Below are 17,658 nucleotides of genomic sequence, written 5' to 3'. Positions count from 1 at the left end.
GCGGCTGTAGTGGCGAAGCGTGGCAAGGGCAGGGGCGCCGGGCAAGCGGCCGGGGTCATCGAGGTGCCCGCGGGCACAAAGCCGAACGGTCCCGTGGAGGGCGTCTACTACATCGACACAGGCGACTGCGAACTCGTTGCCGACCCGGACAACTCCAACGGCTGGCTCCTGAAGATCAACGGCGTCATGAGCTCGCACATCGATGTTGCAGAGCCGTTGTTCCTGGACTTCGAGTACATGCGCTGGATTGCGGCCCTGGTGGAATCCAGATGGCCGCCCGAGTCCAAGCCGAAGCTGCGTGCCTTGCACCTCGGCGGCGGAGCATGTTCCCTGGCCCGGTACTTCCACGCCGCCTACCCCGACGCGCGCCAAGTGGTGGTGGAGCTCGACGGCAAGCTGGCCGAATACGTGCGCGGCTGGTTCGACCTGCCGAAGGCCCCGTTGCTTCGGATCCGGGTGGGCGAAGCCAGGGAAGTCACGGAAGGCCTCACTCCGGACACCCGGGACCTCATCATCCGGGACGTCTTTGCCGGCGCCCTTACTCCGAGGGCGCTCACGACCCGCGAATTCAACGATCACGCGCAGAGGGTGCTGGCTCCGGGCGGGCTCTATGTGGTGAATTCCGGAGATGCACCGGACCTCAAGAACGCCCGCGAGGACGCCGCCACCATCGCAGACACCTTCGCGCACACGATGATCATTGCCGATCCCGCGATGCTCAAGGGCCGGCGGTACGGGAACATGATCATGGCCGGCAGCCACGAGCCCTTCGGCGACGATCCCCAACTCGCCCGGAAGCTCCTCGGCGGAGCCGTTCCGGCGCATATCTGGAACGATGCCAAGGTCCGGGCATTCGCCGTCGGCGCCCAGATCCGGCACGACCCGCAGCCGGCCGCCTGACCTTCACTCACCGATGGGCTCATATGTGAGCGAGCGTCCGCCGGTTTGGGCTCATATGTGAGCGAGCGTCCGCCGGTTTGGGCTTATATGTGAGCGAGCGTCGGCGGGGGAAGGACGCGGCTCAGCGGCGCGCCAGCAGCAGCTCGCGGTGGGCGGCCGTCTCCTCTTGCAGGGCGTGCACGACGGCGGCAACAGCGGGGCGGCGCATCGAGTCGGGCCGCAGGACCATCCAGTAGGGGAGTAGCTCCGCGAAATCCGAGGGGAGCAGCCGTACGAGGTCCGGGTGCCGGTCCGCCATGAAGCACGGCAGGAAGCCGATACCGGCCCCGGCGCGCGTCGCCTCAACATGGACGAAGACGTTGGTGGAGCTCAAGCCGTCGCGCATGGATGGGACCAGCCGGCGAGGGGCATCGAGGTCGTCCACTTGCAGCATGGAGTCCACGAAATAGACCAGCTGATGCCGCGTCAGCTCTTCCACGGTGCCGGGTACGCCGTGAAAAGCCAAATACTCGCGCGAGGCATACATTCCCAGCATGTACTCGCCCAGCAGCACAGCCTCGGCCCGGTGCACCTGGGGTTCGCCCACCACCACTTCGAGGTCCAGGCCGGAACGCTGTTGGAGCGCCCGGCGTGTCACGGTGATGATCTCCACGGTGAGGCCGGGATGCGATCGCCGCAAGCGCGCCACGGCCGGTGCCGCGATGTACGCGCTGAAACCGTCAGTTGCGGTCATGCGTACGACGCCGGCAATCGGGTCCGGCGCGCGGTCCTCCGGTCCCAGTGTGCCCACCGCCGCTTCGATCCGCTCTGCCACGCCCACCGCCTCGGCTCCGAGCTCCGTGACTTCCCAGCCGCCTGCCGCCCGCGCGAGGACCCGGCCGCCGAGCGCTTTCTCGAGCGCGGCGATCCTGCGGGAAACGGTGGTGTGGTTCAGTCCCAAGGCTTGGGCGGCCGTCGTGAACTTACCTGAGCGCGACACCGCGAGAAGGACCAGGAGATCGTCTGGATTCGGATTCATATCTGCAATTCTGCACACACTTAGTGCCATTTTGGTTATTGAAGCCGCAGTAATGTGCGGCAATACTCATTGGAGCATTTCGTGTTGTGGATCACAACGCGTGTCAGTGTGGACACTAAGGAGATGGACATGAGCGTAGGACAACGCTCCGCAGCCGGCGCCGCCGCGACCGGCAAAGGCGCAGGCCTCAAGAAGATCGTCGCCGCCTCGATGGTGGGCACGGTGGTGGAATGGTACGAATTCTTCCTCTACGCCACCGCCGCAACGCTGGTTTTCGGCAAGTACTTCTTCCCGCCCACCGGCAACGACCTTGACGGCATCATCCAGGCGTTCCTGACGTACGCGGTGGGCTTCGTGGCCCGGCCCTTGGGCGGCATCGTCTTCGGCCAGATCGGCGACAGGCTCGGCCGCAAACCCACCCTGCAGCTCACCATTGTGATTGTCGGCGTGTCCACTTTCCTCATGGGTTGCCTCCCCGGCTTCGCCGACCTCGGTTACTGGGCGCCGGCCATGCTCGTGGCGCTCCGCTTCATCCAAGGCTTCGCACTGGGTGGCGAATGGGGTGGCGCGGTGCTGCTGGTGGCAGAACACAGCCCCAAGGAGTCCCGCGGATTCTGGTCAAGCTGGCCGCAGGCCGCGGTTCCCGTCGGCAACCTCCTCGCCACGCTGGTCCTCTTCATCATGTCCACCACCCTCAGCAGCGCAGCATTCCTCAGCTGGGGATGGCGTGTGGCGTTCTGGCTCTCCGCCGTGATCGTCTTCGTGGGCTACTACATCCGCACCCACGTGACCGAGGCCCCGATCTTCCTTGAGGCGAAGGCCCAGGTGGAGAAGGAACAAGCCATCAGTTACGGCGTGGGCGAGGTCATCCGCAAGTACCCCAAGGGCATCCTCCAGGCCATGGGACTGAGGCTCGCGGAGAACATCATGTACTACCTCGTGGTCAGCTTCTCGATCGTGTACCTCAAGAGCGTGGACAAGTACGACACCTCCTCCTTGCTGCTCGCCCTCCTGATCGCGCACGTTGTCCATTTCGTGGTCATCCCGCAGCTCGGCCGGCTCGCAGACGTCTGGGGACGCAAGCCGGTTTACCTCATCGGTGCCATCAGCGGTGCCACGTGGCCGTTCTTCGCCTTCCCCATGTTCGATACCAGGAACCCCGTGGTAATCGTTGCCGCCGTGACCGTCGGCCTTTGCTTGCATGCCTTCATGTACGCAGGGCAGCCGGCCATCATGACCGAGCTCTTCCCCACCCGGATGCGCTACTCGGGCGTCTCCCTTGGCTCGCAGGTCACCTCGATCTTCGCCGGTTCGCTGGCCCCGCTCTTGGCGACGCAGTGGCTCAAGGACACCGGTTCCTGGATGCCCACGGCGATCTATCTGGTGATCGCCTGCGCCATCACTGCCGTCGTCGTCTTGACGCTCAAGGAGACCCGCGGAGTGGCGCTGGAAGACGTTGACAACGCCGACGCCGTTCGCCACGGGCTCCCCATGGCGGCCCGCGCATGAGTCTCGAGGGCCGCAAGGCCCTGGTCACCGGCGGGGCGGGCGGCATCGGCGCAGCATGTGCCACGGCCCTCGCCGCGCGCGGCGCGAAAGTTGTGGTGGCCGACGTCGATGCCGCCGGAGCCGCGGCGCTCGCCGACAAGCTGGGCGGCACGGCCTGGGCCGTCGACTTGCTCGACGCTGAGGCCCTGGCGGGACTCAGCCTGGAGTGCGACATCCTCGTGAACAATGCCGGCATCCAGAAGGTTGCCCCCATCGAAGAATTCGAACCGGCAGACTTCCGCCGCATCCTGACCCTTATGCTCGAAGCCCCTTTCCTCCTCATCCGGGCAGCACTCCCGCACATGTACGCCAACGGATTCGGCCGGATCATCAACATCTCCTCGGTCCATGGGCTGCGGGCGTCGGCATTCAAGAGCGCGTATGTCTCGGCCAAGCACGGGCTCGAGGGGCTCAGCAAAGTGACGGCCCTCGAGGGTGGCCAGCACGGGGTCACTTCCAACTGCATCAATCCGGGATACGTGCGTACGCCCCTCGTCGAGAAGCAGATCGCGGACCAGGCACTGCTGCACGGCATCCCTGAATCGGAAGTCCTGGCGAAGGTCATGCTGACGGAGTCCGCGGTGAAGCGCCTCGTGGAGCCGGAGGAAGTAGCGTCGCTGGCCGCGTGGATAGCGTCCGACGACGCCGGCATGGTCACCGGGGCCAGCTACACGATGGACGGGGGCTGGTCCGCCCGTTAACTTACCCCTCGATGTCGTAGGCTGGTGCCCACGAGGGGAGCGCATATGGGTCTCGATCCGGTCAGCCTGAAGATAGCTCTGGGCATTGTCGCTTTTACGCTCTGCCTGCTGTTTTTCGGATCGTTCCGCCGGACCCGCTCCTCGTACAGCGGGTGGTGGTGCCTCGCTCTCGTTTTCCTGCTCTCGGGGAACATGGCGTACCTGCTCGCCGGGACTCCCCAGCAAGTCTGGGCGGGGCCACTCGGCAACGCTTTGCTGGTGGCCGGGGCGTTCAGCGTGTGGGCGGGCTCGCGCTCCCTGCGCTTGCTTCCGACGCCGCGATGGCAGCTCCTCGCCGGACCCGTCGCCACGGCTGTGGCCGCCACGCTGGAGAACCCGGCCACCAACGCATGGTCCGGCGGCCTGGTGTATTTGGCCATGATGTCCTTGGGCATGGGTTTGGCAACGGTTGAACTCTGGCGGTTGAAGCCCGGCGTTTCACAGGCCCATCGCTCCTTGGCTCTCGCCGCAGGAGTGCTGGCGTCGTTCTTCTTCTGCCGCGGGATCGCATATGTCGTTGAAGGACCCGACGGTCCGGATTTCGGCACCTTTCTCAGCTCGGCAACCACCAGTGTGGTCACCATCGTCCTTCTTGTCACCGTGTCCTTCAGTATGACTGCGCTGAGTAACGAGCAGCTCATCAACGGGCTCAACGAACGCGCCACCCGGGACGGCCTGACGGGGCTCCTGAACCGTACCGCCTTCATGGAGCTGGCCACCCAGGAGATCGGCAGGCTGCACTCTGCGGGATCGATCTCCACGTTGATCCTCGCCGACCTCGACCATTTCAAATCACTCAACGACAGCCATGGCCACGCTGCGGGCGACACCGCCATCCAGGCCTTCGCCGCGGCGTGTCAGGCCTCGGTCCGCCACACAGACCTTGTCGGGAGGTATGGCGGAGAGGAATTCACCATCCTGCTGCCCGGGGCCGATCTCGAGAGTGCAGAAATCATTGCCAACGAAATCAGCCGCCGTTTGGCCTCGGCAGAACCGCCGGACGGTGTCACCTTCCCCACTGTGAGCTATGGCATCGCCCCCAGCACCCTCGCCAACGCCGAGGTGGCCCACATGATCGTGGCCGCAGACAAAGCCCTGTACCAGGCCAAGTCCCTTGGACGGAACCGCGCGGTCTGCGCGACTGCCTAGCTGCGCACCCAGTTGTCGTGCGTTAACTCCCGCACCGCCGGGCCGATTCCGCAGCGTTCGGATCAGTCCGCAAAAACAGGCTGCTTAAACGCTTGATCAAAAGTGTGACCTCGGTTACGCTTGCAGTGATCAAACGCTTTAGCAGAAATGGACATCAACGCTGATGACTTACTCAGTCTTCTTCCAGCCCACCGATGGATGGGTTGGAGACGTGATCCCGTTCCAGAAGGACGGGGAGTTTTGGCTCTTCTATCTGCACGAGGTGCGGAACGATCCGAAGCCGGGAACGTCCTGGAACCTCGTGACCACCAAGGACCTCACGCGGTTCGAGGATCATGGTGTGTCGCTGCATCATGGCGGGGAGGACGAGGCGGACTTCAATGCCTACACCGGCAGTGTTGTCTGCGACGAGTCCGGAATACACCACCTGTTCTATACGGGACAGAATCCGGAGCACCTCGGATCCGACGGAGCCCCGCTGCAACTTGTCATGCACGCCACGAGCACGGACGGGATGCTGAGCTGGGTCAGGCATCCGGAACTGACCTTCGGTGCCCCGGCCGGCTACGAATCCGGCGACTGGCGCGATCCGTTCGTCTTCAAGGACGAGGCAAGCGGCCTATGGCGGATGCTGCTGGCCGCACGGCACGCGGACGGTCCGGACCGCCGCCGCGGAGTGATCGCCCAATGCCTCTCCACTGACCTGATGGATTGGGAGCATGCCGGGCCGTTCTGGGATCCCCGCCGGTACATCACGCACGAATGCCCGGACGTTTTCGCCTGGGGCGACTGGTGGTACCTGGTCTATTCGGAATTCTCCGAGTCCTTCACCACGCGCTACCGCATGGCGAAAAGTCCCGATGGGCCATGGACCGTGCCAGCGCGGGACACCGTTGACGGCCGCGCCTTCTATGCCTCGAAGACGGCCGAGCGGGATGGCCGCCGGTTCTTCTTCGGCTGGATCGCCAGCAAGGAGGACAACCGCGACGACGGCGCCTGGCAGTGGGCGGGCACGATGTCCGTCCTCGAGGCCCGCCAGAACGACGACGGCACCCTCGCGTTTTCCTTTGCAGACGAGCTTGTCGAGAGCTTCTGGGACGAGATCCCGGTAACCTTCGGCAGCGCCCTTCCGGAGGTGCTGCATGCTCCCGACGGATACTCGGCCTTGGTGTCCGATGAGGTCCTCCCGCGGCAGTTCTACGCCCGGGCGGTGCTGCAGATAGAACCCGATACCACCGAATGCGGCCTGCTGCTCCGCTCAAGCGCGGACGGGGACGAGTCCTACATCATCCGCCTGGAACCGAAGCGCGGACGCATGGTGTTCGACCGATGGCCCCGTCAGATCAACGGCGACGCGCAATGGCACGTCTCAGGGGATGTCCCCTTCGAGATCGAGCTGGAACGCCCCTGCGAGCTCGCCCCCGGAGAACACACCCTCGAAGTTGTCGTGGACGGGGACCTCTGCGTCGCCGTCGTCGACCGGCAGGTCGCCTTGAGCACCCGGATCTACGGGCTGCCGGACGGCCGGATCGGCGTTTTCGCCGGTGAAGGCACCATCACCCTCACTGACCTTGAGATACGTAAGCGCACAGACAACTAAATACCCAGCGCCAGACCTCCGTTCAAATCAAAGGAGATTTCCCCCATGAAGAAGCTCATACGAACGGCCGCCGTAGCAGCGGCCGCAGCCCTCGCACTCTCCGCCTGCGGCGGTGGAGGGGCCGGCAGCGCCTCCGACGTCAACCCCACCGGAAACATCAAACCGCGGCAAATCTCGTGGCTTCTGTCCCGGCCGGCTGACGGTGCAGTCATCAACGTCATGAAAAAGGTGGCCGACGAGTATGCCCAGACCCATCCCGGCTTTTCCCTGAACCTGATCACGACCCCTGACCGGCCCTCGTACATCCAGAAGTACGAAACCCTCGCCGCGGCAAACAAGCTTCCGGAGCTGTTCGACACGGACGCTACCCCCTTCGCCCAGCAACTCGCCAAGAAGGGCACGATGGTCGACGCCGAGAAGCTGCTCAAAGACCTCGGTGTCTACGACACTTACCGGACGAACGCCCTGAATTACCAACGTTTCGACGACGGATCCCTCTACATGATCCCGTTCCAGTTCGAGCTCGAGTACTTTTGGTACAACAAGGCCCTTTTCCAGCAGGCTGGAGTGTCAGTGCCGAAGTCACTCGACGATATCCCCGCGATGTGCACCGCCCTGCGCAAGGCCGGCATTACGCCCCTCGCTCTTGACGGCCAGGACCAGTGGCCGCTTGAGCGCTACGTCTCCTACCAGCCCTTCCGCGATGCAGGACCCGACTTCGTGCAGAAGCTCAAGAAAGGTGACGCGAAGTTCAGCGACGCCACCGGCCAGAAGACAGTCAACTGGATAAGCCAGCTCGGAGGGGCCGGTTGCTTCCAGGACGGCTTCTCCTCGCAGGGCTACTCTGACGCCCAGAACCTCTTCACCTCCGGCAAGGCCGCCATGTACAACATCGGTACTTGGGAACTGCCCAGCCTCGCTACCGACAAGCTGAATCCGGCGGTGCGGAACGACGTCGACTACTTCACGCTTCCGGCCGCGCCAAGTTCCGCCACGGCCGCCAACGAGTACGTGGCAACTTCAGGTATAGGGATGGCGGTCAACTCGAAGACCTTCGACCCGCTGGTGAGCGACTTCCTGAAATTCGCCCTCGCCAAGTACCCCTCGGAATACGCGGCCACGGGTGCCCTCTCGCCGACGACGAACGTCCAGACGACGATTCCAGCCAACGCCACGCCACTGTACAAAAAGGCAGTCGACCAGGCGAAGGATCTCGGATCGAAGCTCGCGATGCCGTGGGACACGCAGCTTGATCCGACCACCAACAGCAGGCTGCAACAAGAGCTCGTGCTCTTGGCCCAGGGCAATGTCAAGCCTGCCGAGTTCACCAGCACGATGGATAGCACCATCGCACAGAACGCTCCCAAGTTCTTCAAATAACACGCAGCGGTGGGGGGCCCAGGCCCCCCACCCGAAAGGCACTCCCATGCTTCCCAATCGATCACGACTCTCGGTCCTGGTCTTCCTGCTTCCGCCGCTGCTTCTCTACGGCGTCGCGGTGCTGTTCCCGATATTGCAATCGCTGTTCCTCAGCTTCTTCTCCTGGAACGGCATCAGTGACATGGAGTTCGTGGGCTTCGCAAACTACGTGCACATGCTCACCGGCGACGGCGTGTTCTGGCGTTCCTTCTTCAACGCCCTCGGCTACCTCGCCATCTGTCTCGTCCTCCAATTGGGCGGCGCGTTGTTCGTCGCCAGCCTCCTGACCTCGCTGCGCCGCGGTGCCGGAATCATCAAAACCCTCTACCTCCTGCCGGCCGTGATCTCGACGGTAGCCATCGCCTTCCTCTTCGTGCGCATCTACTCGATCGATCCGGTGGGCCTGCTCAACCAGGTCCTCGGCTGGATCGGTCTGGACAGCCTTGAGCGCCCCTGGCTTTCGGACGTCAATACTGTCCTCGCGGCTGTTTCGGCGCCAGAAGGCTGGCGGTTCACGGGCCTGTACATGCTCATCATCTATGCGGCCCTGCTGGCCGTCCCGCAGGAACTTGAAGAAGCAGCACGCCTGGACGGCGCCAACCAATGGCAAATGTTCACCAAAATCCGCTTTCCCTACATCCGGCCTGTCTGGATCACCACCACCATCATGGCCACGACCTACGGCCTGCGTGGATTCGATATCCCTTACCTCATGACGAACGGCGGCCCCGGCCAGTCCTCGGAGCTCCTGACGACCTACATGTACAAAACCGCGTTCACCAGCACCGACTTCGGCTACGCCAGCACCATCTCGGTGTTCATCGTGGTCGAGTGCCTCGTCGCCGTCGGATTCATCTTGCTCATGCTCAAACGAAAGGCTGACGCATGACCGCGCAAACAGCCCCGGTTACCCGGCCGATCCCTGCACCGCCAAGCAGCCCGGCTCCCCGACGTCGGCGGCGCAAGCCGAACGTCTTCCGAAGCTTGTCGAGGGTGCTGATCGTCCTCATCGTCGTCGTGCAGGTCTACCCCCTCGCCTGGCTGTTCCTCACGAGCCTGCGCAACGAGCACGACTTCGCCACGGGTGATCCCTTCGCGCTGCCGAGTTCCATCAGCTTCGACAACTACGCCCGCGCTTTCCAGACCGGCAACCTCGGCCAGAACATCCTGAACAGTTTCATCGTCACGATGGGTGCCAACCTCCTGATCGTCCTGCTGGGCATGATGGCAGCGTATGCGTTGCAGGTCCTCGGATTCCGGTTCAGCAAATTCGTCCGGGGCCTCTTCCTGATCGGCATCATCGTGCCGGTGCAGATCGCGCTGGTGCCGCTGTTCATCGACTACTCGTCCGTGAACCTGCTGGACACCTACCAATCGATGATCATCCCCTTGGCGGGGTTCGCCCTTCCCATGTCGATCTACCTCTTCTCGTCATTCTTTGAATACATTCCCCGCGAGACCTATGAGGCAGCCTCCCTGGACGGCGCCGGACCGTACCGGATCTTCGGACTCATCACCCTTCCGCTCTCCACCAACACGGTAGTGACAGTGGTCCTGGTGAACAGCATCTTCATCTGGAACGACTTCATCTTCGCGAACACCTTCGTGCTTTCCGAAGGGCTCAAGACCATCCCTCTGGGGCTGCAGAACTACATCGGCGCAATGGGCAAGGTCGACTGGACCGCGACGTTCGCCGCTGTCTGCATCACCATCACCCCTTTGCTGCTCGTGTTCCTTGTCCTCAACAAGGCGATGATCCAAGGCCTCGAGAGCGGGGCGACGAAGGGGTGAGGACGAGGCCACTGGATAGACTGTGAGGGGAGGGCCAATGACGTCTGAAAAAAGCTTGAGAGAACCCGAGGTTAACCCCTCGCATCCACCGGCGACTCCGAGGACGAGTCATCCGGTCACGATGCGGGACGTGGCGGAAGGGGCTGGAGTCTCCGTTGCTACGGTTTCCCTGGTTGTCAACAACAAGAAAGACGCCAGGATCGGCGCCGGGACCCGCAAGCGCGTCCTGGACACCATCCGCGAACTGGGATACCGCCCGAACGCCCTCGCGAAGAACCTCGTGAGCGGCAGTTCACGGTTCATTGGCCTCGTCGCAGACGCGATCGCCACGACTCCCTTCGCGGGGCAAATCATCCACGGCGCCCAGGACGAAGCATGGAAACACGGATTCGTGCTCCTGGTCGCCAACACCGAGGGCGACGAGCCTGTCGAAAAAGACGCCATCTCGATGATGCTCGAACACAAGGTTCGCGGCATCCTGTACTCCACCTGGTTCCACCGCCCAACGGAGATCCCCGAAGCGTTGCAAGAGACAGACTTCGTACTGGTGAACTGCTTCTCCCCGGACTCCGACGCCTTGGCCGTGGTCCCGGATGAAGTCCATGGCGGACGGGAGGCCACCGACATCCTCCTTCGCAAGGGTCACCGGCGGATCGCCTTCATCAACGCCACGATTCCTGCACCGGCGAAGGACGGACGCCTCCAGGGCTACCGGGAAGCGCTCGAATCCGCGGGAATCGGATTCGATCCGCACCTCGTGTTCGACGCCTATCCTGACCAGGAAGGCGGCTACGGAGCAGTCGAGGAACTCCTCAAACGCGACGTCACGGCAGTCTTTTGCTACAACGACCGCATGGCGATGGGTCTCTACGACGGGCTGAAGCAGCAGGGGTTGTCTATTCCCGATGACATGGCCGTGGTGGGTTTCGACAACCAGGAAGTCATCGCCGCCCACATGCGGCCACCGCTGTCCACCGTCGCGCTGCCGCACTACGAGCTCGGCGCAGCGGGTGTGCGCTTGCTTCTCGGCGTCGACGAACCGGCGGGGAGCCCGGTGGTTAAGCTTGAATGCCCGCCGGTGGAGCGTGATTCCGTTGGACCGATTACCCTCACGGCTCCCCGGCTGCCTTAGGGGGATTCTGCTCAGCCTCGTCAACGGCGGAATGCTCAATGTAGGACTCCACCGCCGACTCCGGAACGCGGTATGACCGCCCGAACCGCACCGCGTGGATGGCGTGCGAGTTCACGAGGCGGTAAACGGTCATTCTGGATACCCGCAGCGCCTGGGCAACCTCGGCGATTGTCATGAACCGGTCGCCTGGAATGCCGGCGGCGGACATATTCACCACGGCCTCCGCAATTGGCGGTAGTCGTAGTAGACCAGGGTGCCACCCGTTGGCACGACGGTTCTCAAGCCAATCGATGGGCCTTTGATGACGACCACCACGCCTTCCTTGGACCCGTTGAAGGGATCGTCTCCAGCCACGTAGTCTCCCACCTTGAAAGGGGAGACAGTCGTTTTGGCCTGTTTGGATGCCCGCGAAAATATCTGGCAAAGTCGCAAAGCCAGCGCATGGCGGCGCTGCTTGCGCATCCGAGCAGCGTGCCTTGAGTAAGGATCGAACATCGGAATCACTCCTTTGCAGTCGCGATCTTCCAACGGTAGGCGCCGACCACACGCAACACATGAGTGACTTGCACCCGTTATGGCACATGGGCCACTCACGTCACTTGGACCACTACTCGGACAAGCACCCCAGCGCAAGCAAGTGGTGACCCGAGTAGTCCGGGCAAAAGACGGGTAGGGGTTACGCATGCCAGGCCGGGCGAACAGTCCATACGCTCAAAGCAAATGTTCCGTCAGGTCTGGGAGGGGGAACAATGCAACGAGCGGCAAAAGCAGGAATTGTCGTTGCGGGGGTGGTGGCGGTCGGGCTGGCCGGGGCGATCACCCTCAACGCCACGCAGACATCATCAAACTCGATTGCCGGCGCCGCGCCGTCGGCCATTGTCAGTGCAGCGGCTTCTGCACCCGGTGCCACCAGGACACCGGCAACGACGCCGAGTGCCACCGCTTCAGCGCCAGCCGCCAGCGCTTCCGCCAGCGCTGCTTCATCCAGCGCTTCCGCCAGCTCCGCGCCTTCAAGTCAGGCCCCCGTCCCTGCCCCGGCGAGCAGTGCCAAGCCCGATGCCCCTGTGCCGGCGCCAGCCGTGCCAGCTCCGGCCCCCGCGGCGCCTGCTCCTGGAGCGCAGGGCCTTGACGCGGCCGGGATCCAACGCATCAAGGACAGCTGCACGGCGCGGCTGCAAAGCGATGCGGCGCACTCCTCAATTGTGACCGGAACGGTGGTGCCCCGGCCATTCACTGTGGTCTCCATGGCCTTCTCCGGGAACCCCGTGCAGTCAACTGCGGCCTCCGGTCTGGCGTCGTACGACATCCTCATGAAGATCACCCTCAAGCTTGTCGATGGTCCTGCCCAGGACAGCGTGCGGGTTTGCCGGGTCTACGACTCGGACTCGCACGTGGATTGGCTTCCTGCCGGCTGAGTCCGCAGGTGCATCTGGTCCTAGGCGCTAAGACTTGGTGCCTGTAAGCGCCAAGGTTCCGCCGAGCCCGATCATCATGACCCCGCCCGTGGCACCGAGGGTGGAGATCCGCCGCGGGGAGCGGGCAAACCAGTGGCGTGCCGTGCCCGCTGCGAGGGCCCAGATACTGTCGGAGATCAGGGCGATCACCAGGAAAACACTTCCGAGTTCGGCGAGCTGAAGCGGAATGCTGCCGCTCGAATATTCCACGAACTGGGGCAGCACGGCCACGAAGAACACGATCGATTTCGGGTTGCTGGCACCGACGACAAAACCCTCGCGGATGAGCCGCCACATGGACCGCGACGGTGCGGGGCCAGCCGCCGTCGAACGCCCGCCGCGGTGGCGGATCGCCTGCACCCCGAGATAGACCAGGTACGCCGCGCCACCGAACTTGATGATGGTGAACAGCACGATCGATTGCGCCAGGACCGCACCAAGCCCGAGCGCCACAGCGATGATCTGCGGAACCATGCCAAGCGCGTTTCCGAGCACGCTCAGGAGTCCGCCTTTGCGGCCGAGGGCGAGGGAGCGTCCAATCACGAACAGGACGCTGGGACCGGGGATGGCGATGAGGACCAGTGCGGCCAGCGCAAACGCCAGGAGGTTGGTGAACGGAACCATGCCTGATGATAGCGCTGGCCGGCGGTGACGGTCGATGGCTAGGGGGGCAGCCGCCGTCGGGCAGTGTCCGCTAGTGCCGCTGGGCGATCACGGGGATCGAGGCTGTTTCGTCAATGAGATCCGCACGAACGCGCCCGCCGCCGCGGACCCACAGCTTGTAGGCCAGCACCAGCAGTCCGAGCCACACGGCGCCCACGTACAAAGCCACGCGGGTGTCCTCGAAGACGCCAAGGATGACGATCACAAGGGCCATGAAGGCGATGGTCAGCACGGATGCCGCAGGCCACCATGGCGATGCGAATTCCGACGCCGGGAGCCCCTTGCGCTTGATCTCGCGCTTCATGGCGACGTGGGAGGCGAGGATCATGACCCACACCCACACCGTCGCGAAGGTGGCGATGGAAGCGATCACGAGGAACACGTCCTCGGGAATCACCGCGTTGAGCACCACGCCCACCAGCAGGATGCCGCCCATGAGGACCACAGTCATCCAGGGAACACCGTGCCTTGAGATCTTGCCAAAGCTCTTCGGAGCATGTCCTTGCTGGGAAAGCCCGAAAAGGATGCGTCCGGCGCCGAAAATATCGCTATTGATGGCTGACAGCGCAGAAGTGATGACCACGGCATTGAGGATGTGGGGCGCCGCGGGGATGCCGAGGCCGCTGAAGATCTGCACAAACGGGCTGCCGTTGTTCCCGATTTCATTCCAGGGGAACAAGCTCATGAGCACGCCGAGCGTCAGGACGTAGAACAGCAATACACGCACCGGGACGGTGTTGACGGCCTGTGGAATGACCTTCTTGGGGTCGGCGGCTTCGCCCGCAGTGATGCCGATCGTTTCGATCCCGCCGAAGGCGAACATGACGACGGCGAACGAGGCCAAGAGCCCGCCGAAACCGTTCGGGAACAGGCCGCCATGGTCAACGAGGTTCCCCAGCCCCGGTGCCGCGCCGCCATTGCCGGAGTGGAAGCCGAACACGATGATCGCAGCGCCGCCCGCAATCATGGCGATGATGGCCACGACCTTGATGAGCGAGAACCAAAACTCAAGCTCGCCGAAGACCTTCACGCTCAGGAGGTTCATGGCGCCAAGTAGGAGGATGATCGCCAGGACCCAGATCCATCGGTCCACCTGCGGGAACCAGAAGCCCATGTAGATACTGAACGCCGTCACGTCCGCGATCGCCACGATGGCCATTTCGAAGACGTAGGTCCACCCGGTGATGAACCCGGCCAGCGGTCCGAGGTAGCGGCTGGCGTACTGGCCGAACGAGCCGGAGACGGGGTGGCGGACGGCCATTTCGCCAAGGGCACGCATCACCATGAAGACGGCGGCGCCACCGATCATGTAGGCGAATAGAACCGACGGGCCGGCCTTTTGGATGGCAGACGCGGAACCGTAGAAGAGACCTGTCCCGATGGCCGATCCGAGGGCCATGAAGCGGATGTGGCGGACATTGAGGCCGCGGCTGAGAACGGTGGTTACCGCGCCTTCGACGACTTTGGCGGCCGGCGTTCTGACGGCGGTTGGGGCTTGCTGCATGCGAATACCTTCTCGTCATTGGGAGGGGGGGCTGTTAACCAGCAGAACATTCCGGAGTGGGCTGTGATGGGTCTCACGGCACATCGTTGTCTCGGTTCTCAGACGCTTCGCTGTTGAGTGGTTGATGACCAGGCGCCTTAGACGCAAATGTCTGGTATTCCAGACAGCTTAATGTTCTGATTGGCTTTCGGGTCCGCTCCATGGGGCGCACGCTTAAGTACGGGATCCCGGACACCCGCCTTGCCGCCTTGTGCCCGAAGGGGTGAGCCGGGCACTACCGTGCACTCGAAGAGGAGCCATGACCACACAGCCGTCCACTCAAGGCCGGGCCGCTTCCAAAGTCCCGGCCGCCGAGAATACCCTGCGCATCCTGAAGTTGCTCGCTTCCCGGCGTGGCCCGATGGCAGCGTCCAACATCGCCACGGCGCTGGGCCTGCCCCGGTCCAGTGTCTATCACCTGCTTGGCGTCATGGAGGCCAACGGCTTCGTCCTGCACCTTCATGAGGAGCAGCGCTACGGGCTGGGCATCAGTGCCTTTGAACTCAGTTCCGCATATTCGCGGCAAGAGCCCTTGTCGCGGCTCGGCCGCCCCATGCTGGCCGCCCTTGTGGATGCGATCGGCGAGAGCGCGCACTTGGCCGTCCTGCACGGCCGCGATGTGCTCTACATAGTGGAGGAGCGGGCCAAGAATCGCCCGTCCCTCGTGACCGACGTCGGGGTCCGGCTTCCCAGCCACCTCACCGCCAGCGGGCGAGCGATCCTGGCCGCACTGCCGAAATCGCAAGTCAGGGCCCTGTACCCGAATGCCGCAGCCTTTACGGCCCGGCACGAGATGGAATCGCCCATCATGAAGTACTCGGCCTTGTCCTCGCACTTGGACCAGGTCCGGCAGCGCGGCTACGCCACCGAACACGGCGAAGTCACGCCCGGCTTCGGTTCTGTGGCCGCCGCCGTCACCGACCATTTGGGATGGCCGACGGCGGCAGTCGCCGTGACATTCCTCGAGGACCGGGTGCCGGCTGAGGAATGGCCCGCCCTGGCCGCCCGAATCCAGAAAACAGCGGACGAACTGTCGATCCGCATCCACGGCCGCCCGTCCTAGCCCGCCCCGCCCAACTGATCCCCACCGCCACCCTCACCTCGCAAGTCCCCACCGGCTCCCAGCCTTCGCAAGCTCAGGCCGGGACCCTCGCCGGTGGGGCCCCACGGCCAGGGAACCCTGGCGGCGTGGGCCCTCACAGTCGTTTTGGGCGTTCATAACGACAACAACTGCGTGGCAGTTGAGTCTGGTATTCCGGACAGCACCCTCCATAAAGCCATTCCAAGACCCTTGCGGAGGGGCTCTACTGGATACAGAAGCACTTCCACCTAACAACTTCCAGAGACGAAGGAGTCATCATGGCACCCGCCGATTTCACTACCGGAGCTCGTCCGGTCAAGGCCGCGCGCGGCACGGAGCTGACCGCGAAGAGCTGGCAGACCGAGGCGCCGTTGCGGATGTTGATGAACAACCTGGATCCGGAGGTTGCCGAGCGCCCGGATGACCTGGTCGTGTACGGCGGCACGGGCCGGGCCGCCCGGTCCTGGGCCGCGTTCGACGCGATCACCCGGACCCTGGAGACCATGGAGAAGGACGAGACCCTGCTGGTGCAGTCCGGCAAGCCCGTCGGGGTGTTCCGCACGAACGAGTGGGCGCCGCGGGTGTTGCTGGCGAACTCGAACCTGGTAGGTGACTGGGCGACGTGGCCCGAGTTCCGCCGCCTCGAGGCCGAAGGCCTGATGATGTACGGGCAGATGACCGCCGGGTCCTGGATCTACATCGGCACCCAGGGCATCCTGCAGGGCACGTACGAGACCTTCGCCGCCGTCGGGAACAAACTCCGCGCCGAAGGCCGCGTCCCCTCCGGTACTTCCTCCACGGAGGGCCCGTTGGCCGGGACCCTGACCCTGACCGGCGGGTGCGGGGGCATGGGCGGGGCCCAGCCTTTGGCCGTGACCCTGAACGACGGGGCCTGCCTGATCGTGGACGTCGACGAGTCCCGGCTGCGCCGCCGCGTCGGCAAACGCTACCTGGACGAAGTCGAAACCGACCTGGACACCGCCATCGCCAAAGTCCAGAAAGCCAAGGACGAGCGCCGCGGCTGGTCCGTGGGCTACGTCGGCAACGCCGCCGAAGTCTTCCCGGAGCTGCTGGCCCGCCACAAGGCAGGCGAGATCAGCATCGACGTCGTGACCGACCAGACGTCCGCGCACGACCCGCTCTCCTACCTGCCCGAAGGCATCACCGTGGCCGAGTGGCACACCGAGGCCGAGGCCGACCCGGAAGGCTTCACGAAGAAGGCCCAGGCCTCCATGGCCAAGCACGTCCAGGCCATGGTCGGGTTCCAGGACGCCGGGGCCGAGGTCTTCGACTACGGCAACTCGATCCGCGACGAAGCCCGCAAGGGCGGCTACGACCGGGCGTTCGAGTTCCCCGGCTTCGTCCCGGCCTACATCCGGCCCCTGTTCTGCGAGGGCCTGGGCCCGTTCCGCTGGGTCGCGCTCTCCGGTGACCCCGAAGACATCGCCGTGACCGACAAGGCCATCAAGGAACTCTTCCCGGAGAACACCCACCTGCACAAATGGCTCGACGCCGCCGCCGAACGCGTCGAGTTCGAAGGCCTCCCCGCGAGGATCTGCTGGCTCGGCTACGGCGAACGCGCCAAGGCCGGGCTGCTCTTCAACCAGCTCGTCGCCGAAG

General features: G+C 64.0%; 17 protein-coding genes. 12 read left to right on the top strand and 5 right to left on the bottom strand.

The genetic code is table 11. The features are described from left to right. Nucleotides 1-9: 9 nt before the first annotated feature. Entirely contained in the window at nt 10-900 is an 891-nt protein-coding gene (locus tag AC4CS3_RS15485) for a spermidine synthase (RefSeq protein WP_490784208.1), read from the top strand. A 121-nt stretch (nt 901-1,021) separates the two neighbouring features. Here AC4CS3_RS15485 and AC4CS3_RS15480 read toward each other — a convergent pair whose 3' ends face one another. Further along, on the bottom strand, nt 1,022-1,918 hold the full coding sequence (locus tag AC4CS3_RS15480) for a LysR family transcriptional regulator (protein WP_490784207.1): 897 nt from the start codon (nt 1,916-1,918) through the stop codon (nt 1,022-1,024). A 129-nt stretch (nt 1,919-2,047) separates the two neighbouring features. On the opposite strand from AC4CS3_RS15480, the gene AC4CS3_RS15475 reads away from it, so the two are divergent. The 8 genes from AC4CS3_RS15475 to AC4CS3_RS15440 all read left to right on the top strand — a co-directional run bounded on the left by AC4CS3_RS15475 (nt 2,048) and on the right by AC4CS3_RS15440 (nt 11,297). Beyond that, the gene (locus tag AC4CS3_RS15475) at nt 2,048-3,427 is read left to right on the top strand and encodes an MFS transporter (protein ID WP_490784206.1); all 1,380 of its coding nucleotides are present in this window, start codon (nt 2,048-2,050) and stop codon (nt 3,425-3,427) included. Beyond that, nucleotides 3,424-4,167 (top strand): 3-hydroxybutyrate dehydrogenase, encoded by a 744-nt coding sequence (locus AC4CS3_RS15470; RefSeq protein ID WP_490784205.1) that lies wholly within the window; start codon nt 3,424-3,426, stop codon nt 4,165-4,167. Before AC4CS3_RS15475 ends, AC4CS3_RS15470 begins: the two co-directional genes overlap by 4 nt. Nucleotides 4,168-4,212: 45 nt before the next feature. After that, nucleotides 4,213-5,355, top strand: coding sequence for a GGDEF domain-containing protein (locus AC4CS3_RS15465; RefSeq protein ID WP_490784204.1), 1,143 nt, complete (start codon nt 4,213-4,215; stop codon nt 5,353-5,355). Nucleotides 5,356-5,518: 163 nt separating this feature from the next. After that, a complete protein-coding gene (locus AC4CS3_RS15460) occupies nt 5,519-6,955 on the top strand; it encodes a glycoside hydrolase (RefSeq protein WP_490784203.1) in 1,437 nt (478 codons plus the stop codon). 45 nt (nt 6,956-7,000) lie between these two features. Further along, nucleotides 7,001-8,335 (top strand): ABC transporter substrate-binding protein, encoded by a 1,335-nt coding sequence (locus tag AC4CS3_RS15455; protein WP_490784202.1) that lies wholly within the window; start codon nt 7,001-7,003, stop codon nt 8,333-8,335. Nucleotides 8,336-8,381: 46 nt separating this feature from the next. Continuing rightward, nucleotides 8,382-9,263, top strand: coding sequence for a carbohydrate ABC transporter permease (locus AC4CS3_RS15450; protein ID WP_490784201.1), 882 nt, complete (start codon nt 8,382-8,384; stop codon nt 9,261-9,263). Next, complete coding sequence (locus AC4CS3_RS15445) at nt 9,260-10,165, top strand: carbohydrate ABC transporter permease (protein ID WP_234754003.1); 906 nt, start codon at nt 9,260-9,262, stop codon at nt 10,163-10,165. The genes AC4CS3_RS15450 and AC4CS3_RS15445 overlap by 4 nt, the downstream gene beginning before the upstream one ends. 121 nt (nt 10,166-10,286) lie before the next feature. After that, nucleotides 10,287-11,297 carry a LacI family DNA-binding transcriptional regulator gene (locus tag AC4CS3_RS15440; protein WP_490784200.1) on the top strand — a complete coding sequence of 337 codons (1,011 nt, stop codon included), beginning with the start codon at nt 10,287-10,289 and terminating at the stop codon, nt 11,295-11,297. Here AC4CS3_RS15440 and AC4CS3_RS15435 read toward each other — a convergent pair. Both AC4CS3_RS15435 and AC4CS3_RS15430 read right to left on the bottom strand, forming a co-directional pair. Then, complete coding sequence (locus AC4CS3_RS15435) at nt 11,275-11,505, bottom strand: helix-turn-helix domain-containing protein (RefSeq protein WP_490784337.1); 231 nt, start codon at nt 11,503-11,505, stop codon at nt 11,275-11,277. The two genes, AC4CS3_RS15440 and AC4CS3_RS15435, sit on opposite strands and share 23 nt — an antisense overlap. A gap of 2 nt (nt 11,506-11,507) precedes the next feature. Then, nucleotides 11,508-11,759 carry a hypothetical protein gene (locus AC4CS3_RS15430; RefSeq protein WP_490784199.1) on the bottom strand — a complete coding sequence of 84 codons (252 nt, stop codon included), beginning with the start codon at nt 11,757-11,759 and terminating at the stop codon, nt 11,508-11,510. Between the two features lie 287 nt (nt 11,760-12,046). Here AC4CS3_RS15430 and AC4CS3_RS15425 point away from each other — a divergent pair, with 287 nt between their 5' ends. Then, nucleotides 12,047-12,712 (top strand): hypothetical protein, encoded by a 666-nt coding sequence (locus AC4CS3_RS15425; RefSeq protein ID WP_490784198.1) that lies wholly within the window; start codon nt 12,047-12,049, stop codon nt 12,710-12,712. Nucleotides 12,713-12,739: 27 nt separating this feature from the next. On the opposite strand, the gene AC4CS3_RS15420 is transcribed toward AC4CS3_RS15425, so the two are convergent. Together AC4CS3_RS15420 and AC4CS3_RS15415 are read right to left on the bottom strand one after the other, a co-directional pair. Next, a complete protein-coding gene (locus tag AC4CS3_RS15420) occupies nt 12,740-13,375 on the bottom strand; it encodes a LysE family translocator (RefSeq protein ID WP_441413882.1) in 636 nt (211 codons plus the stop codon). Nucleotides 13,376-13,445: 70 nt separating this feature from the next. Then, entirely contained in the window at nt 13,446-14,918 is a 1,473-nt protein-coding gene (locus AC4CS3_RS15415) for an amino acid permease (RefSeq protein WP_490784197.1), read from the bottom strand. A gap of 298 nt (nt 14,919-15,216) precedes the next feature. Here AC4CS3_RS15415 and AC4CS3_RS15410 point away from each other — a divergent pair, with 298 nt between their 5' ends. Both AC4CS3_RS15410 and hutU read left to right on the top strand, forming a co-directional pair. Continuing rightward, entirely contained in the window at nt 15,217-16,020 is an 804-nt protein-coding gene (locus AC4CS3_RS15410; RefSeq protein WP_490784196.1) for an IclR family transcriptional regulator, read from the top strand. A 296-nt stretch (nt 16,021-16,316) separates the two neighbouring features. Beyond that, nucleotides 16,317-17,658: urocanate hydratase (hutU, locus tag AC4CS3_RS15405; protein WP_490784195.1), on the top strand; the 1,342-nt coding region annotated here is incomplete at its 3' end.

The sequence above is a fragment of the Arthrobacter sp. SE2 genome, assembly GCF_058244265.1.
Note: the sequence above shows the minus strand (reverse complement) of the source record. Positions and strands in the feature narration are given on the sequence as shown.

Excerpts from the sequence above, each read along its gene's own strand:
- AC4CS3_RS15480 (WP_490784207.1), bottom strand. The coding sequence starts at position 1,918 with ATGAATCCGAATCCAGACGATCTCCTGGTCCTTCTCGCGGTGTCGCGC.
- AC4CS3_RS15475 (WP_490784206.1), top strand. The coding sequence starts at position 2,048 with ATGAGCGTAGGACAACGCTCCGCAGCCGGCGCCGCCGCGACCGGCAAA.
- AC4CS3_RS15470 (WP_490784205.1), top strand. The coding sequence starts at position 3,424 with ATGAGTCTCGAGGGCCGCAAGGCCCTGGTCACCGGCGGGGCGGGCGGC.
- AC4CS3_RS15465 (WP_490784204.1), top strand. The coding sequence starts at position 4,213 with ATGGGTCTCGATCCGGTCAGCCTGAAGATAGCTCTGGGCATTGTCGCT.
- AC4CS3_RS15460 (WP_490784203.1), top strand. The coding sequence starts at position 5,519 with ATGACTTACTCAGTCTTCTTCCAGCCCACCGATGGATGGGTTGGAGAC.
- AC4CS3_RS15455 (WP_490784202.1), top strand. The coding sequence starts at position 7,001 with ATGAAGAAGCTCATACGAACGGCCGCCGTAGCAGCGGCCGCAGCCCTC.
- AC4CS3_RS15450 (WP_490784201.1), top strand. The coding sequence starts at position 8,382 with ATGCTTCCCAATCGATCACGACTCTCGGTCCTGGTCTTCCTGCTTCCG.
- AC4CS3_RS15445 (WP_234754003.1), top strand. The coding sequence starts at position 9,260 with ATGACCGCGCAAACAGCCCCGGTTACCCGGCCGATCCCTGCACCGCCA.
- AC4CS3_RS15440 (WP_490784200.1), top strand. The coding sequence starts at position 10,287 with ATGCGGGACGTGGCGGAAGGGGCTGGAGTCTCCGTTGCTACGGTTTCC.
- AC4CS3_RS15435 (WP_490784337.1), bottom strand. The coding sequence starts at position 11,505 with ATGTCCGCCGCCGGCATTCCAGGCGACCGGTTCATGACAATCGCCGAG.
- AC4CS3_RS15430 (WP_490784199.1), bottom strand. The coding sequence starts at position 11,759 with ATGCGCAAGCAGCGCCGCCATGCGCTGGCTTTGCGACTTTGCCAGATA.
- AC4CS3_RS15425 (WP_490784198.1), top strand. The coding sequence starts at position 12,047 with ATGCAACGAGCGGCAAAAGCAGGAATTGTCGTTGCGGGGGTGGTGGCG.
- AC4CS3_RS15420 (WP_441413882.1), bottom strand. The coding sequence starts at position 13,375 with ATGGTTCCGTTCACCAACCTCCTGGCGTTTGCGCTGGCCGCACTGGTC.
- AC4CS3_RS15415 (WP_490784197.1), bottom strand. The coding sequence starts at position 14,918 with ATGCAGCAAGCCCCAACCGCCGTCAGAACGCCGGCCGCCAAAGTCGTC.
- AC4CS3_RS15410 (WP_490784196.1), top strand. The coding sequence starts at position 15,217 with ATGACCACACAGCCGTCCACTCAAGGCCGGGCCGCTTCCAAAGTCCCG.